The sequence below is a fragment of the Thiosulfatimonas sediminis genome, from assembly GCF_011398355.1.
GTDB lineage: Bacteria > Pseudomonadota > Gammaproteobacteria > Thiomicrospirales > Thiomicrospiraceae > Thiomicrorhabdus > Thiomicrorhabdus sediminis_A.
On the sequence record NZ_AP021889.1, the window covers coordinates 984497 to 1001777 of the forward strand.

A 17281-nucleotide genomic window follows, 5' to 3' on the forward strand; every position below is an offset into this window, starting at 1 on the left:
CAGTAGGAGAAGGGTGGTGAATGCGAATCAACTTGGTTTTAAAAGAGTGCTGCTGACTTTAACGCGTCCTCTTGTGTTTACGCCACGTGAAGAGTGGGTCAAAAAAGTGGATTATTCGACTGGCTTTAAGCAAGCTGGAGAGGCCTATTATGAACGCTATGATGCGTCTTTTGGTACGCGCCCGGGGCGTAAATTGATGTGGCAATTGGAACAAGCCGTGTTGCAACAATTGGTCAGTGAAAAGGCTGTGCAGAATCATTTGGATTTTGCGGGCGGCACAGGACGGGTGGCGAAAGCCTTAGAAGAGTCTGTTGGTTCGCAAGTGATTTTGGATATTTCCGAGGGAATGTTAAAGGTTGCACAGAAAAAACTTCACAAAGCGCACGTTATCTGTACCGACTTTAATCAAGGGGTTGAGCAGTTGGCGGATGAGTCGCTGGATTTAATCACTTCGTTTCGTTTTTTTCCTAACGCAGAGGCGCAATTGCGCGAGCAAGCGATGGCATTTCTTGTGACCAAAATGTCGCAAGATGGGCGCTTAGTTTGTAACAATCACCGTAATTTCTGGTCGCTGTCTTATCTGTTTAGTCGTCTGTTTTTTATGGGCGGCGATGTCGGTATGAAAAACAGTGAACTGCGTGCGTTGGCAGCAAAACATGGGTTGCGATGTGTTAAAAGTTATTCATTAGGATGGGTGCCACAAAACGAAGACCGTGCTTTGCTGCCTTGGGCTTGGACCGCCAAAATTGAGTTTGGCTTGCTACGTCGCTGGGCGTCTAAGTTGAATTTAGGGTACAACACGATTTTTGTGTTTGAAAAGATTCGTTAGTCGCTGTGTCCCCCCCTTGGCTACCTAGAGCCCCTGCATTTGCGGGTTTTTATCCTGCTGAGATTGCATGGCAACCAGTGATCGGCGACGCGGCTGAATCTTTGCAGCAGCAGACTGGTTTGTACGGTTCGGTTGCGACTTTAGCCGGTGAAGGTTGGTCAAAAGGTTTTTTTAAAATCGCCGCGTCACCAGTGGCGTTTGTTAAACAAGTATCAATCGCTGACGCACAGCGTTTTAAACAAGCAGATGTTTTAGCCGCGCAATTAGAGGTGTGCGGAATTGCTGTGAGTCGTCTGATGCCCGGTTTTCCTAAACCGGCGGGTTCTGCCGCCGAGGCGCTTTTGGCTTATCCTTTTATCGACGCTAATTTTTTAAATGCGAACTCTCAAAGTCTCCAAACTTTAGGTCAGGTATTGGCTAAGGTACATCATTGCTGGCTGGAATCGCCATCGCAAGCGGCGGTTAAATCGGCCGGAACCGCTCGTTTTGAGAGGTTGCAGCAGGCTCTAATTGACCGTATTTGGCGTAGGTATGCTGTTCCTGCCGAGGCAGAGGCCGTTTTAGAAGCCTATCCTGCGGAATATTTCGCTTATTTAATGACGGATGCGCAAATGGTGCATGGTGATGTGAATGTCGGTAATGTTTTGCAGAGAGCTGACGGTGAACTCGTTCTGTTAGATTTTGAAAGTGCGTTAAGTGCATGGCTCAATCCACGAGTTGATTTGGCGTTTGTGATTGAGCGTTTTATTTTGGTTCGTGGATATGGCGCAGATGAATTGAGCCAACGGCTTTCGGCCCTTTTACAAGGTTATTATGCTGGGAGTGAGCATCGTTTTAATGATGCTAGGCATCTGGTCATTCTTTTGCAGACGATGGCGGTACGAAGCTTATTGATTTTGACGCAACTAAGCGCGCAGCAAAAGTCAGTTGCACTCAGTGAGTGGCACAAATTTGTTGAGTTGTATCGGCTTGCCGCAACCGAAGAGCGAAGTTTACAGATTACGCTTGGATAAATTCGGTTCTTTAGTTTTATTGGCTGGCGTGTAATTTGCTTTGTAACAAGAAAGCACGGTTAGGAGATAAATGATGCCTACAATAGATTGGAAAAAAATAGCGGTGACATCGCACGTTTCAATTCGCGAAGCGATGAAAGTGCTGGACGTTACTGCGATGCAAATTGTGGTGATTTCCGCGGAAAATGACACCTTGGTGGGCACCTTAACCGATGGGGATATTCGCCGAGCGCTCTTAGCCGGTTGCACCTTAGAGTCTGCGGTCGAGGAGGCGATGAATGTTCAACCCGCCTATGGATTGAATACAGAAAGTGAAATCCGCTGGCGTACCAAAATGCAAAGTAAAGGCTTACGCCACCTGCCCATCGTGGATGTTAATAAAAAACTGGTCAGTCTGTTTTATCTTAAACGCGATGTGATTCAAGGGCATAAAAACCCGGTAGTGATGATGTTGGGTGGTTTGGGGATGCGAATGCGCCCTTTGACGGAAACCGTGCCTAAGCCAATGTTGAAAGTTGGTAATAAGCCAATCTTGGAAATCATTCTTGAGCACATTGTTGAACAAGGTTTTGTGGAATTTTATTTTTGCATCAATTATCTAGGCGAGCAAATTCGGACGCATTTTGGCGATGGCGAGCGTTGGGGCATCAAAATTCATTATGTTGAGGAGCAGAATCGCTTGGGAACGGCGGGTGCTTTGGCTCTGTTGCCTGAGTTTGAACATGATTTCATTGTGATGAACGGCGATTTATTGACAAAAGTTGATTTGGTCGCTTTGTTGAACTTTCATAGAGAACACGCCAATAGCATTACCGCTTGCGTGCGCGAGTACTCGCAGCAAGTACCATATGGCGTGGTCGAATTTAGTGACACTAAGGTCACTCAAATTGTCGAAAAACCGGTGTACCGGCATTTTGTTAGCGCAGGAATTTATGCGCTTTCGCCAAGTGCGTTGGGGCAGGTGTCCTTTAGCGGCTATTACGATATGCCGTCGATGATGACCGATTTATTGAATCAAAATTATCCGGTGGGTGGTTTTCCGTTAACCGAATATTGGATGGATATTGGTCAGATGCCGGATTTTGAACAAGCGCAGATTGATTATAGCCATCACTTTGCCCAGACGCTTTAGACAAGGTTAGTATGGAACAGCTGACAATTACTGCGATTATCCCCGCACGCGGGGGCTCCAAAGGGATTCCGCGTAAAAATTTATTCCCGATTAATGGCAAGTCGTTAATTCAGTATACGGTGGAAGCCGCTCAAAACAGCACCTTGCTCAACCAAGTGATGCTTAATTCCGAAGATCAGGAAATCATCGATTTTTGTGCTGCTCTGGGGGTGGACGTCAGTTATCGCCGACCATTCAAATTGGCTGGCGATGCGTCGCGGCAAATCCACGCGATTTTGGATTGGTTGGATTGGATGGAGCAGCATCAACGCTTGCCGGATGTTGTTGTGCTGTTGCAGCCTACCTCTCCGCTGCGAACTGCGGCGTTAATTGATGCTGCGCTGAAGGTGTTTTTGCAAAATCCGACGGTCTCATTAGTTGGTGTGAACGCCATGCAAGAACATCCGGCAAAAAGTATCCATAAGCGAGAAGATGGTTGGCAATATTTGTTGGATTCCGGTGATTATGTTCCGCGAAGACAAGAGATGGCCGACGATTTTTTTGTAATCAATGGTTCGATTTATATCGCAACGCCAGATTGGATTCGTCTGCATCAAGGGTTTACCGTTGAAGGGCAGTCGCACTTGTTTGTAACCAATCAAGCAGAGGGTTTGGATGTTGATACGCTGTTGGATGTATCAATTGCCGAGGCCTATCTTAAAAATGCCCTTAAAACTCAAAATAAGCAGTAGTTATGATTGAATTAAACACCCCGCAACAAAACCGTTTTGGTGATTCGTATTTTCCGGAAATTAACCAACAACTGTTTGCCAAAGAGTCGGCAGAATCGGTTTTCAAACGTAATTTCCCCCATTTGTTTGAACCGAGCGAAATGCTATATATCGTGGTTGGAACCGATAGTGGCCTGTTTTATGAATTTGTGCAGCGTCAAACGCTTCCAAAACATATGCAGTTTGTGTTTATTGAATACGATCAGCTCGCTGAGCAAATGCCGACACCTTTTAGCGAACTCAATGATTTAGATCCTCAAGTTGCGATGGTTGCGCAAAATTTTAGGCTCGAGAAGTTATTAGCGAAATTTAACACCTACTTTATTCGCCGCAGAGTACAGCTGATTAAATCTATGGCGGTCACCGATAGTCCGAAAAACGGGCTTTATGAACTCTTGTGGAAACAGATTAAACCGGCGTTTGATACCTTGGGGTCAAACGTTTTACAAGCGCAGAATGCCTATCAGTTTGAAAATGCACGGTTGCTTAATGCGGCAGATAATTTGATTCCCATCAAACAATTGAATCGTCCTTTAGAAGGGCTTTGTGCGGTGTTGATTGGCGGCGGGCCAACCTTGGATGATTCGCTTGCGTGGATTCGTGACAATCAGCATAAATTGGTGATTTTCTCGGTAGCGCGAGTTGCTGCACGATTGTTACAAGAGTCGATTGTGCCGGACTTTTTTGTCTCGGTGGATCCGCACGATGTCAGTTTTGACAACTCTAAAGGTATTTTTGAGTTTGCCGACCGTTCGATTTTGCTAAACAGTTATCACATCAATCCGAAAATTTTAGGGCAGTGGCCTGGGTTGAAAGCTTATGGTGGGGCGAAATACGGCTGGAAAGATGTAGACGTGCCGAGTAATGTCGGCAGTCCTGGGCCAACGGTGGTTAACTCAGCGTTTCATTACGCTACTGAGATGGGCTGTAAAAAACTGTTTTTGAGTGGTGTGGATTTCTGTTTTGCCAAAGGCCAAACCCACGAAAGCTCGAGTAATGAAGCTAAGTTATCGGCACAACTGCAGTTTAAAAATTTGTTGCGTGTTGAAACCAACCGAGGCGCCATGGCTGAGACAAAGCTGACACTCTTCAATACGCAACAAGCATTTCAGCAACAGGTGTATTTTCAGTTGTCACGCAACGCCGCTTTAGAGGTGTTTTCGCTTGGGGCCGATTCCGCCAAAATGGATAAAGTGGCTTTTGCCAGTGCACCTGATGCAACTACGTTTACGGATAAAGTGCACTCTATCGCCAACTTAAAACAGCAGTTACAGCTAAGTCCAGCGGCGCAGTTAATGGCCAGTCAAACGGTGACTCAGGAATTAGCGAAAGAGTTGAAACGGTTTAAATCTGTGCAACGATTTGCGCAAGATGCTTTGGCGGCCCTGCCAAAATTGTTGGATAAGCAGACGCAGCAGCCTAAACAGAAAGTTAAAAATAAAATCGAGCGTTTGAGAAAGAAAATCAATAACACCTTGGCGGATGACGCTGATTTGTTGATGAATTATAACTTCATGCATTTTTCAGAAAACTTTAACCCTGAGCAGGTTTTGGATGAAACGCAAGGCGCGCTCACACAATTGACAGTCTTTTTTACTTCCGTCGATGCGGCTTTAACCCAGTATTTACAATTGCTCGCCTTGGCAGAAGAACGCGCCCAATTGAGGGTTAAAGAGTTGCGCGGAGTTACGCCACTGGAGATTGCCCCTTATTGGGATAAGTATCAAGAGCCGGGACGCGCGTTTTTATGGACTAATTTGCATGCCGCATCGACCGAGCAAGAGAATCAGTTGTTGGACGATTTTTACGCCAAATTTGCGGCGGAGTTGTCCTTAGCCAATACCAAACTTTACGCTACATTAAAGCAGAAGACGCAATCACTTAGTGTGCTTGCGGATAAGGCCAAAGAGGCTTTGTTAAATCGAAATTCGGGCGCGATTGCCCAACTAAAAGGCGTTGCTGAACAGTTGGAAATAGCCGTTGAGCGTGATGCATTATTGCAATTATTGGTCGCGATGGAGGCTGATTTAGCCGAGCAAACTGAGCAGGCTTTGCAAGGTTATTTAGCGATTAATGAACCGGTAGTTCGGCATGTTGCTTTACAACAAGCGGCGAATTTAGCGTTTAGGTTAGAGCGATATCAGGATGCCTTGATGATTTTGGAAGCGCTTTGTCGTTTTTCACTGGATTACATGCTGCCGTATGCCGAAGTCTTTGATATTTTGGGGAATACGGAAATGGCCGTGCAAGTTGTCGAATTGTATTTGCAGCAAAAACCACAAGCGTATTTGGCAAATCTAAAACTTGCCGAGATGTATCAGAAGTTAGGGGACAGTGCGGCTGCCAAGCAAGTTTTGGAGCGGGTGTTATTGGTTGATCCTGATAATAGTACCGCAAAATTTTTGCTCGCTATCGAAAACGCGCAATAAGCTCGCAGCGGCTTTGCCAAATTTGCGTTGTCTGAAGCGGTTTGAAGGTGTTCAACCTTCGCATCAGTAATTTCATTTCTACTTGGTTTTTCAACCGTTTTTAAAGCCTCATTGATTGAGGCTTTTTGTTTTTCCCCCCTCCCTTAAGTTTTATTCTGGACAGCTGTTAAATAAGCATGATTTAACAGGTTTACATAATCATTACGCTATGGATTTTCAGGCAAGCCTAGAAGTTGCGCTTTGCAATCCTTTGCTGCCGTCAATCGGGGCCTGTTCTGTGTCCCCGTAGCATTTTTTAAAAAAAATGAATTTTTTTCTAAAGATATCCCAACGGTGCCGTTAAAGAGTTTGAAGGCAACAAAGAGTGCCTCAAATCAAAAATAGAAATACAACACACACAGCGTGATGAAGACATCACACAAGGAGAAATATCATGGCAATGGTAATCAACACTAATATGGCATCCCTGAATGCAGTGCGTATGTTAGACCGCACCTCAGGTGATCAATCGACTGCAATGGAACGCTTAACTTCTGGTATGCGTATTAATAAAGCAGCTGATGATGCAGCCGGTCTTGCAGTGGCAACCGGTATGACTACCCAAATTATGGGTACTGATATGGCGATTCGTAATGCGAATGATTCAATTGGTATGTTGCAGACGTTAGATGGTGCTTCTGAAGAAGTGATGAATATGTTGCAGCGTATGCGTGAGCTTGGTGTCCAAGCGATGAACGGTACTTACAACAATGAGAACCGTGCACAGATGCAGTCAGAGTTCTACCAGCTTCAAAGCGAAGTGGTTCGTATTGCAGACACAACTAAATTCAACGGCATGAATATTATGAATTCGTCTAGTTTTGGTCCAAGTGGTGTGATTTCGGCAGGCAATGTTGCAGCCAGCGCGATTCAAGTAGCGGCCAGTTCACCAGGTGCATTTAAAGCGCATGTGGGTTGGGAAGCTGGTAACGACAACCGCATCGGTGTGGCGTTATTAGATTTTAACACCTTGGCGGCTTTAGACAGTGCCAACATCTTTTTAATGAGTGGTAACGGCTCTGGTATCACTTTCGGTTCGGCACTGGGCTTTGCTTCAGCGGCTTTGAGTGCCATTGATTCGGATATCGATACTTTATCGACCATGCGCGCCAACTGGGGTGCTTTGCAAAACCGAATGGAGTCTACCGTTTCGAACTTGCAAAACATCAATGAAAATATTAATGCAGCGCGCTCACGCATTATGGACACTGACTTTGCTAAAGAAAGCGCAGAGTTAGCTAGAACACAAGTATTACAACAAGCTGGGATGAGTATGTTGAGTCAAGCGAATCAGCAATCTCAGCAGGTAATGTCACTACTTCAGTAGTGGTAACCAGGTTTTCGCAAGTCACTTGATAGTGGCAGGTGAAACATCAGAAGCCTTCGGGGATTTTGATAAGAGGCTCACAAGGCATCAAATTGGGATCGAAAGGTTTTAGTTAAAATAAAGGAGATTAATCATGGCAATGGTAATCAACACAAATATGGGCGCAATTAACGCTCAACGCACCTTGGATCAAACCTCAAGAGAACAGTCGGTCTCAATGTCTCGTTTGACCTCAGGTTTGAGAATTAACAGTGCGGCCGATGATGCTGCTGGTTTAGCGGTCGTGACTGGGATGAATACTCAGTCAATCGGTACTCAACAAGCTGTGCGTAACGCCAATGACGCGGTTGGGATGGTACAAACCTTAGACGGTGCTACCGAAGAGGTTGTTAACATGCTGCAACGTATGCGTGAGTTATCTGTTCAATCGATGAACGGTACTTACAACAACGATAACCGTGACCAAATGCAATCTGAGTTTAAACAGTTGCAAACTGAGGTAGTTCGTGTTGCTGATACAACTAAGTTCAACGGCATGAATATCATGAATACCTCAAGCTTTAGTGGTGGTGTCTTGTCTGTTGGACAAATCAGTGCGGGCACAATCGCTTCTGCAGCCGGTGCTGACAATGCGTTTAAAGCTCACGTCGGTTGGGAAGGTGGATCTGCTAACCGTATCGGTGTCGCTCTGCTTGATTTTGGCTCTCTAACCTCACTAACCAGTGCTACGGTTCGTTTGATGAGTGGTAATCCTGCGAGTGTTACGTTCGGTTCAGCGGTTGGGTTTGCTTCTGCTGCAATCAGTGCGATTGACTCGGATTTGGCGGCCATTTCGACTATGCGTGCAAACTGGGGTGCGATTCAAAACCGTTTGGATTACACCGTGTCTAACTTAACTAACGTAGATGAAAACATTCAAGGTTCTCGTTCACGTATTGAAGACACTGACTTTGCTCGTGAATCGGCTAACTTAGCGCGTACTCAGGTATTGCAACAAGCAGGTATGAGTATGTTGTCGCAATCTAACCAGAACTCGCAGAACGTACTGTCCTTGCTAAGATAGTTTAAGTTAGAGCTACGAGTAGGATAGGGGGGTGAAATAATGGAAATCCAAAGTATTTCAGATGTTGTCACGACCCCTTCTGCTCAAAAAGTAACAAGCGTTACCAATCGTGTAGAAGGGGATAACCCAAAAATCTCATCGGAACTACCAAAAGTGGCTGAAACTGCTCCGGCTTCTAAAGAAGAAATTGCTGCTCAGGTTGAACAGCTAAATCGTCAGTTAGAGTTATTGGGACAGTCGATTACTTTTGGGGTTGATGATTCAACCAACGCCACAGTTGTGAAAGTGGTTGATAAATCGACCGATGAGCTTATTCGCCAATTGCCTTCGGAAGGTTCTTTGAAAGTGATGCAAAACATTCAAGAATTTCTAACTCGAATGCAACAAAATGGAAGTATTACTCAGGAAAGTTTGACAGGTAGCCTAATCAATGAAATCATATAAATAATAAGGTTTCTTGGAGGCGAGTATGGCAGAGTTCAATGTTATACAAGCAGGTTATCAAACAGTTCCAGACTTTACCAAAACGGATAAAACTTCTAAGGTCTCAAGAGAAGAGGCGATGAATGCAGATGTGTCCACTCAAAAAATTGAGTTGGCCAAAATCGTTCAAACTGCGCCATCTTCTCAGGCCAATCCGTATGTTGAAGATAAACCACCGCTTGATGCGTTAATGGAAAATATCAATCAACAACTGAAAAAGTTACAAAATTATCTGCGCTTTGAAAAAGACGATACGTCTGAAAAGCTGGTAATTTTTATTAAGGACAGTGAAACGAATGAAATCATTCGACAAATTCCTGCCCAAGAATTTCTTGAAGTTTCTAAAAACATTACTCAGTATTTAGAAGCTCAGCAAACCTTGAACCAGAAAAATAGTGGTTCAAGCAGCCCGGTTGGGATTATTACCAACCAAATGGTTTAACCAGTTCCCTTGTGTGTTTAGCGGTCTTTATGGCCGCTTTTTTTATTTAAGGATTTTGGCTTTCGGCCGATATGCTTGGTAGATAGGTAAAAAGTGCATTTAGTCTAACGAGTTATGCCTGTTGGTACAAAGTTCGCTTTAATCTAAAGTTAAGTAAGAAGGAGTCAAACATGGTAAACGAAGTAGGGTCAACGCTGTTAAATTCCTTAACTAACAGTACGTTTGATATTGGCAATATGTCTAAAGTCTTGGCAGAGGCAGAGGTGGCTGGCCCAAAAGCGATTTTGGAACGTAACCGTGAAAAGACGAATACTGAACTGAATGCGTTGACGTATTTACAGACCAATATCAATGCCTTTAAAACCTATTTACAAGATTTATCAAATCCCGAAACGTTCACCAATGCGACGGTTAGTTCGTCTAATGAAAATGTTTTTAGCGCCTCTTTAACTGGCACGGCGGTAAATGGCAGTTATCAGATTGAAACGCGCCAAATTGCGCAAGCTCACTCTCAAGTTGCGAACAAGGTATATGCCTCGGCAGGTGATTCTTTATCAATGGGGTCGCTGCAAATTTCAGTTGGTGGTAAAAGTTACGATCCTATTACCGTTGATGCCTCTAACAACACGTTGGAAGGCTTGCAAAGAACCATTAACAATGGTGATTACGGGGTAAATGCCTCAATTATCAATACTGGGAATGGGTATCAGTTGATGTTTACTTCAAAGAACACCGGTGCCGCCAGTGAAATGAGTATTTCTGGAATTGCGGATTTTGATAACCAAGGATTCACCACGACGTCTACGGCGCAAGACGCGATGATTGCTGTGAATGGTTTGGCGATTACCAGTGCTTCAAATACCTTTGAGGAAGTGATTCCCGGTTTATCACTGAATGTAAAATCAGCGCAGCCAGGTACAGTAAATACCTTAGAAGTGACGCAAGACAAAGCCGGCGTAATTGAAAAAGTCGAGGCCTTTGTTGATGTGTTTAACCAGCTGGATACGATTTTAGATGAGTTGGGTTCTTATGAAAAATTGACCGATGAACAGAAAGAGTCCGATCAATTTGCATTTTGGGGCGATTTGGCGGGTTCATCTGTGCTTAAACAGGTGCGTCGTGATTTAGAAAGTTCCTTTTCCGGTGCGATTAATGAGATTAATTCCGACTACAACAGTCTTGCTGTGATTGGTTTATCGATTAACCGTGACGGTGAAATGCAGTTAGACCGTGAAAAGCTCGATTCGATTGCCGACCTTGGATTGGACAAATTGCAGGGACTGTTTGCCAAAGGTGGTTCCAGTGACGATCCTCTAGTCAATGTGTTGGCTGGTAATGATAAAACGCAAACCGGTGAATATTCGCTTAACATCACGCAGTTGGCTGAGCGTGCGACGGTACCAGGCGGCGCAGTTGTCGACACCACTGATCAACAAGTTGCCGGCGCACGCGTGTTAAATCCAGAAGCCGCTTTGACGGTCACTAGCGGAGCATCGTTTACGCTCAACGGCAACCCGACGCCAATCACTTTTAGCGCACAAACCTATGCAACGCGCGAAGATTTGCTGGCTGGTATGCAAGCTGATATTGATGCGCAAGCGGGTGCTGGATTGTATGCATTGAATTATGACAGTGCACAAGCTCGTTTTGAATTAACTGCGGCAAACGGCGTAGGGGCGGTCGAGTTAACCAATGTAACCAACTTAGGCAATCAAGGCTTTACTCAAACCCAGTACACCGGGGAAAACTTGCTTACAATTGGCGCGGGAAGTATGGATTACAGCATAGACCAGACAAGTGGCAGTTTATCGATTGCTGCTGGGCGTTATACCCTAAGCGAGATGGCAGACTCCATTCGCTTGGGAATTAATAATAATCCAGATTTACAAGCGGCCGGTGCAGCGATTTCTGTCAACACTGACGGCGGTGTCTTAAATATTAGCTCAGCGCGTTATGGCGGGAACTCTAAAGTGGAGTTGAGTAATTTTAGCGGTTTGACAAATATTGGCTTTGCTGATGGCGCTCCAGCCTTGTCTGATTTGGGACAAAGTGTGGACGGCACTCTGACGACGGCGACAGGAACGCTTAATATTGGCGCTTATGCTAGCTTGGATGATGGACGTAAGGTCAAAATTTCTGATTTTGCGTTTATTGGTTCTGATCCAGCAGAGGTACGCGGTTTGGAGTTTGAAGTGTTGGGAGGAACCACGCCGCGTACATCAAACCTTAACTTTGCACAAGGTTTTGCCAGCCGTATGGAAGAAGCCATTAATAATCTGTTTGAGGATGACCAAGGTTTAATCACGCAACGTCTGGAAAGCTTAAATAACAAAAATAGCGACTTTGATAGCAAGCAAGAAAAAATTGATGCTCGCTACGATAAACTTTTAATGAAATATCAGCTTCAGTTTTCTGCGTTGCAGTCGTTACTCTCTAGTAGTGAGCAGACGCGTAATATGCTATCTGCCACCTTTAACAGTAATAACAATAACTAAAATAATAATTCATAAGGGAGCCATGCAATGAGTTATGCAATGCAAAATCGTCTGGCACAGCACTATGCAAATACCGCCGTAGAAACTGCGGTTTCCGAGGCTACGCCACACAAGCTGGTGGAGATGCTGTACATTGGTGCGATTAAGAATTTAAAGTTAACCAAGGTCTTTATTGAGCAGCGTCAATACGAAAAAAAATCCGAATTTTCTGGCAAAGGGATGTCGATTTTACTGGCACTAAAAGCGGGCGTTGATGTCCAACAAGGCGGTGAAGTCGCAGAAAACTTATATGCGTTATATGACTATTGTCACCGTACGGTGTTTCGCAGTGTCGTGCGAAATGACTTGGCTGGCATTGATGAAGTTATTGAGCATCTTGAAGGTCTAAAAGACGCATGGCAGCAAATGCCGGAAGAGTTAAAGCGCGCGTCTAAAGAGCAGATTTCTCGTGTCAAATAAGGCGGTAAAAACGTATATGTCCTCCATTGCCAAAGACCAACTTATTTTACTCAGTCATTCCAAAAATATGCTGCTGTTAGCTCAGCAGCATAAATTTGCTGAGTTAGAAGTGCTGCAGAAACAGTGGCAGCCTCTGTTAGAGAAAATGCTTAATCGCTATGGAGAGCAGTTGAATATCGTTCGTGCCGTATTATTAGAAGATGCACAGCAAATGGAGAGGGTGTTGTTGGCCTCACAAGCAGAGTTGGGACAACATTTTTTGCAAAGCGTCAAAGCGAATAAATCTGTGCGCAAATACGTAGAACCTTGATGTAAATGTGCCGATATGACAAATAAGTTAAGATATTGTGCAAACCGATGTCAAAGTGTTGATGTCCCAATCGCTTAAACTTATTTTCAAATAACTATTGAATCAAAACTTCCAACAGCTTTTCTGCCAATCTTACATAGTGAATGCCCAAATTATTTTTATTTAAGCACTAAAAGTCTTTGTAAATCAAATGATTAACCTTTATGTGCTGTTCAAAAATTCGGGCATAATCAGTAAAAATTCTTTACGTATAAATCTGTATTTTCTTAGTCAATTTTTTGACATTTAGCTGTAAAGTCTTTATAAATGTTAGCAAAACCACGAAGTTGAGTATTGCTCATGTCATCCGACCTATTTTCATCTCTGATTGGCTCCGGCCAAGCCATGCAAAAAGTCAAAAAACTTATCCAGCAAGTTGCCAAAACCGATGCTTCGGTATTGATTCTTGGAGAGTCTGGAACCGGTAAAGAAGTGGTTGCACAAGCGTTGCACAGCGCCTCGAGTCGTGTTCAGAAAGCGTTTGTTCCAATTAACTGCGGTGCGATTCCAGCTGAACTACTGGAAAGTGAGTTATTTGGACATGAAAAAGGGGCGTTTACCGGCGCGATTACCGCGCGTAAGGGTCGTTTTGAGATGGCCGAAAAAGGCACTATTTTCTTAGACGAAATTGGTGATATGCCACTGCCGATGCAGGTCAAATTACTGCGTGTTTTACAAGAGCGGAATTATGAGCGCGTTGGAGGTAATCAAACTTTTCAGTGCGATGTGCGTGTCATTGCAGCCACTCACCGAGATTTGGAAGAGCATATTCAAGAGGGCAATTTCCGCGAAGATCTTTTCTATCGTTTGAACGTATTCCCAATTGAAATGCCCTCTTTACGGGAACGCAAAGAAGACATTCCGGAGTTGTTGGATTTTATGTTTAAGCGCATCGCCGACGAGCAGCGCAAAACACCGCAATTAAGTGAACGTGCGCAATTGGCCCTTCAAGCTTATGATTGGCCTGGTAACGTGCGTGAATTAGGTAATTTAGTAGAGCGTTTGACGATTTTGTTTGAAGATCAAATGGTGCAGTTCGAAGATTTACCAGAGCGCTATCAGGTTGAGTTTGATGAGTCGGTGGTTGCCTCCTTGCCGATGTTGAAAGTGGCGAATGGGGTTGAGCAAATCAGGGAACCGCTCGAAGCGCGGACAACCGATGTTCATCTTGTGAGAGCTGCGCAAGGCATTCATTCGCAAACGGCTACTGAGCAAGACCATGTGTCGGAGATGGCATTCGATTTCGAAAAAGGGTTGGATTTAAAGTCTTATCTGGTTGAAATGGAAGTTAAGTTGATTCAACAGGCATTGGCGCAAACTGACGGGAATGTCTCGCAAGCGGCAAAATTACTGAAAACCAACCGCACAACGCTGGTTGAAAAAATACGTAAGTACGATTTGAACTAGGAATGCGTTTGCCAGCAGACGATCAAAATGCGCGCATTCAAGAGCTTGAAGAAGCTTTTGCGTTGTTTAATCAAACCAGCGAGCAGTTGTCGCAAAGCTATGCCGCCCTAGAGGACAGAACTGCTGATCTACAAGCTCAACTGGCGCAAAGCGATAAAGAAAAACGGCGCATGGCAGATCGGCTTAAGCGCCTGTTGGATTTATTGCCGGCTGCAGTTATCGTTCTTGATGAGCAAAATAATGTCACTGAAATGAACCCGAGTGCGATCGGGATTTTAGGTGAGGATGCACTCGGGCGAGCCTGGTCAGTGGTGCAGCGAAATGTGTTTTTGAAAAAAACCGCCGCCCATGAGTTGATTACCCATAATGGTCAGGTCTATCAACTGTCGAATACCGCCTTGGATCAAGAAGTGGGGCGTATTTTATTATTGCAAGACATCTCTGCTTCGAGACAGCTGCAAGCACATCAAAGTCGCCATCAACGTTTAACTTCAATGGGCGAAATGGCGGCGTCTTTGGCGCATCAAATTCGTACCCCTCTGGCTTCTGCACTCCTCTATGTTTCACAATTAAATGAACAGGACTTGGCGTTTGCACAGCGTGAAAAGTTCACTCAAAAAATTCAAGGCAGCCTGCATCATCTGGAATCTTTAGTTCAAGATATGTTGCAGTATGCAAAAGGCGGAACTTTTCCGAAAAAGCGGATTGCATTGCAGAGTGTGATTGAACACGCTTTAAAACTCTGTCAACCCCGGGCTGAAGCTTTGCAGGCTGAATTGCATTATGATGATTCGGCCGCTGCTTTGGAGTTACTTGGTGATATGGATGCACTGTCTACGGCGTTGCAGAATTTGATTAATAACGCGCTGGATGTTATCGGTTCTCAAGCGGTGGTGCATATTCGCGTGCAGCGCCATGCAGACTTTGTCGATATGATGGTTACCGATAATGGCCCGGGGATTGAAGCAGACAATCTGGAGAAAATTTTTGAGCCGTTTTATACCAGTCGTGCCAAAGGGACCGGATTGGGTTTGGCGGTGGTTCGCACGATTGCCGAAGCGCATCAGGGTGAGGTTTGGGTCAAGTCGATTATTGGTTATGGTTCAAAGTTTGGGATACGATTACCAATCAATCCGGCGGAGGATGAGAGATGACGATTGCAAAGATTTTAGTGGTTGAAGACGATGCCGAGCTGCAAGAAGCTTTAGTGGATATTTTAAGCATTAATCAGTTTGAGGTACTCGCGGTGAGCAATGCTGAGCAGGCACTGCAGGCGTTGGATGATGAAATCGGCATGGTGTTTACTGATATCCGTATGGACGGTATGGACGGTTACACCCTGATGAAAAAATTGCGTGCTTATAAACCCTATTTGCCGATTGTTTTGATGACGGCTTACGGAACGGTTGAACAAGCGGTGCAGGCGATGAAGCATGGTGCCGTAGATTACATTGAAAAACCGTTTGAGGCGAAATTGTTAGTTGAAAAAGCGCAAGCCTATTTCAATCGTGATGCGTCCAGCGAAGATGATTTTGTTGCGTCTGATCTTGTCACCATTCAACTAAAAACCATGGCGCAAAAAATTGCCAAGAGTGATGCCAGTATTTATATCAGTGGCGCGAGCGGTACAGGTAAAGAGGTATTGGCTCGCTATATTCATGCCCAGTCCGAGCGAGGGCGAGCGCCTTTTGTAGCGATTAACTGTGCAGCGATTCCGGAAAACATGCTTGAAGCCACGTTGTTTGGGTATGAAAAAGGTGCTTTTACCGGCGCGATGAAATCCATGCCAGGCAAATTTGAGCAAGCCCAAGGAGGTACGCTGTTCTTAGATGAAATTGGGGAGTTAAAAGCCGATTTGCAAGCCAAGTTGTTACGTGTTTTACAAGAGCGTGAAGTTGAGCGTATCGGCAGTACTAAGCTGATTCATCTGGATGTCCGTGTCTTAAGCGCATCCAATATTGATATGAAGCGCGCGATTCAAGAGGGCGCTTTTCGCGAGGATTTATATTACCGTCTAAATGTTTTTCCGATGCGCTTGCCAGCGTTAAAAGAGCGTCCTAAAGATATTGCCGCGATTGCTGAGCGTTTGATTGCTCGGCATTGTGGTGTCTCTCGCGTACAGCCGATGATAAATGCTCCGGCCATGAGAAAGTTATTGCAGTACTCATGGCCAGGGAATATCCGTGAACTGGATAATGTGATACAACGTGCTTTATTAATGATGAGTGGCGACAGTATTCAAGAAAATGATATTTTATTGGATGATGTCTTTACTGAACCTTCAAAGGCACCGCTGAGCGATGCACTGGCTGTTGAGTCAATATCGCTTGATGAGGAGGCGTTTAGCGGCGAAAATGCGGTTGATGAAATGTATGAAGGGGTGGTGCAATCCAGTGAAATGCCGGATTCTTCGACGCCTTTATGGATTGATTCAGCTTTGCCGGTGGATTTAAAAGCGCGTGAACTTCAAGTTATTTTGCAAACTTTGGAGCGTTTTTCGGGGCATCGTCAAAAAACCGCTGAGGCGTTGAACATCAGTCCGCGTACCTTGCGTTATAAATTGGCCAAGCTCAAAGAACAAGGGGTTGATGTACCGTAATGGCACAAGCTTTGCTGAGTTGAGGTTAAATAAAAAATGACATTGACGGGCTACAACGGGGACACTAGACCATGAATACAGTGGATACGCAAAGTTTACTTCTTCAAATGCGCTCTTTGGCTGCGCAAGCGCAGACGACTCCGTTGGGCGAGGCATCGGCATTAAAAGCCGTAGAAGGCGGCAAACCGGAAAATTTTGCCGAATTATTGACACATTCAATTGAAGCAGTTAATCAGCAGCAAAATAAATCGAAAGACATGAAAGACGCTTTCGAACGCGGTGATCCGGATGTGGAATTATCGGAAGTGATGCTGCAGGCGCAGAAAGCGAGTTTGTCGTTTCAAGCCATGACCCAAGTGCGTAATAAGCTGGTTGAAGCTTATAAAGAAGTTATTCAAATGCCTATTTAGATGGGCGTAACCTAACCTTTCCGTAGTTTATGTGC

Annotated in this window: 16 protein-coding genes; all 16 read left to right on the forward strand. The window is 44.8% G+C overall.

The genetic code is table 11. The features are described from left to right. Positions 1 to 16: 16 nt before the first annotated feature. The 16 genes from HRR27_RS04515 (at position 17) to fliE (ending at position 17246) form a co-directional block, all read left to right on the forward strand. Positions 17 to 829 (forward strand): methyltransferase domain-containing protein, encoded by an 813-nt coding sequence (locus HRR27_RS04515; protein WP_173271312.1) that lies wholly within the window; start codon positions 17 to 19, stop codon positions 827 to 829. A 5-nt stretch (positions 830 to 834) separates the two neighbouring features. Then, complete coding sequence (locus tag HRR27_RS04520) at positions 835 to 1842, forward strand: phosphotransferase family protein (protein ID WP_173271314.1); 1008 nt, start codon at positions 835 to 837, stop codon at positions 1840 to 1842. 70 nt (positions 1843 to 1912) lie between these two features. Further along, complete coding sequence (locus HRR27_RS04525) at positions 1913 to 2974, forward strand: nucleotidyltransferase family protein (RefSeq protein WP_243830884.1); 1062 nt, start codon at positions 1913 to 1915, stop codon at positions 2972 to 2974. Between the two features lie 11 nt (positions 2975 to 2985). Further along, positions 2986 to 3705 (forward strand): acylneuraminate cytidylyltransferase family protein, encoded by a 720-nt coding sequence (locus tag HRR27_RS04530; protein ID WP_173271316.1) that lies wholly within the window; start codon positions 2986 to 2988, stop codon positions 3703 to 3705. A gap of 2 nt (positions 3706 to 3707) precedes the next feature. Beyond that, positions 3708 to 6173, forward strand: a complete 2466-nt coding sequence (locus HRR27_RS04535; RefSeq protein WP_173271318.1) for a motility associated factor glycosyltransferase family protein — start codon at positions 3708 to 3710, stop codon at positions 6171 to 6173. Between the two features lie 433 nt (positions 6174 to 6606). Further along, the gene (locus tag HRR27_RS04540; RefSeq protein ID WP_173271320.1) at positions 6607 to 7539 is read left to right on the forward strand and encodes a flagellin N-terminal helical domain-containing protein; all 933 of its coding nucleotides are present in this window, start codon (positions 6607 to 6609) and stop codon (positions 7537 to 7539) included. Between the two features lie 133 nt (positions 7540 to 7672). Beyond that, positions 7673 to 8602 carry a flagellin N-terminal helical domain-containing protein gene (locus HRR27_RS04545; protein WP_173271322.1) on the forward strand — a complete coding sequence of 310 codons (930 nt, stop codon included), beginning with the start codon at positions 7673 to 7675 and terminating at the stop codon, positions 8600 to 8602. A 39-nt stretch (positions 8603 to 8641) separates the two neighbouring features. Next, on the forward strand, positions 8642 to 9046 hold the full coding sequence (locus tag HRR27_RS04550; protein ID WP_173271324.1) for a flagellar protein FlaG: 405 nt from the start codon (positions 8642 to 8644) through the stop codon (positions 9044 to 9046). A gap of 25 nt (positions 9047 to 9071) precedes the next feature. Next, entirely contained in the window at positions 9072 to 9527 is a 456-nt protein-coding gene (locus HRR27_RS04555; RefSeq protein WP_173271326.1) for a flagellar protein FlaG, read from the forward strand. Between the two features lie 170 nt (positions 9528 to 9697). Further along, entirely contained in the window at positions 9698 to 12022 is a 2325-nt protein-coding gene (fliD, locus tag HRR27_RS04560; RefSeq protein ID WP_173271328.1) for a flagellar filament capping protein FliD, read from the forward strand. A 27-nt stretch (positions 12023 to 12049) separates the two neighbouring features. Continuing rightward, positions 12050 to 12481, forward strand: coding sequence for a flagellar export chaperone FliS (gene fliS / locus HRR27_RS04565; RefSeq protein ID WP_173271330.1), 432 nt, complete (start codon positions 12050 to 12052; stop codon positions 12479 to 12481). 16 nt (positions 12482 to 12497) lie between these two features. Continuing rightward, positions 12498 to 12791: a hypothetical protein gene (locus HRR27_RS04570; protein WP_173271332.1), complete on the forward strand. Its 294-nt coding sequence runs from the start codon at positions 12498 to 12500 to the stop codon at positions 12789 to 12791. 339 nt (positions 12792 to 13130) lie between these two features. Next, the gene (locus tag HRR27_RS04575) at positions 13131 to 14237 is read left to right on the forward strand and encodes a sigma-54 interaction domain-containing protein (protein ID WP_173271334.1); all 1107 of its coding nucleotides are present in this window, start codon (positions 13131 to 13133) and stop codon (positions 14235 to 14237) included. A 2-nt stretch (positions 14238 to 14239) separates the two neighbouring features. Beyond that, positions 14240 to 15391: a sensor histidine kinase gene (locus tag HRR27_RS04580; protein WP_173271336.1), complete on the forward strand. Its 1152-nt coding sequence runs from the start codon at positions 14240 to 14242 to the stop codon at positions 15389 to 15391. Continuing rightward, complete coding sequence (locus HRR27_RS04585; RefSeq protein ID WP_173271338.1) at positions 15388 to 16836, forward strand: sigma-54-dependent transcriptional regulator; 1449 nt, start codon at positions 15388 to 15390, stop codon at positions 16834 to 16836. The genes HRR27_RS04580 and HRR27_RS04585 overlap by 4 nt, the downstream gene beginning before the upstream one ends. Positions 16837 to 16907: 71 nt before the next feature. Beyond that, positions 16908 to 17246 carry a flagellar hook-basal body complex protein FliE gene (gene fliE, locus HRR27_RS04590; protein WP_173271340.1) on the forward strand — a complete coding sequence of 113 codons (339 nt, stop codon included), beginning with the start codon at positions 16908 to 16910 and terminating at the stop codon, positions 17244 to 17246. Positions 17247 to 17281 lie beyond the last annotated feature (35 nt).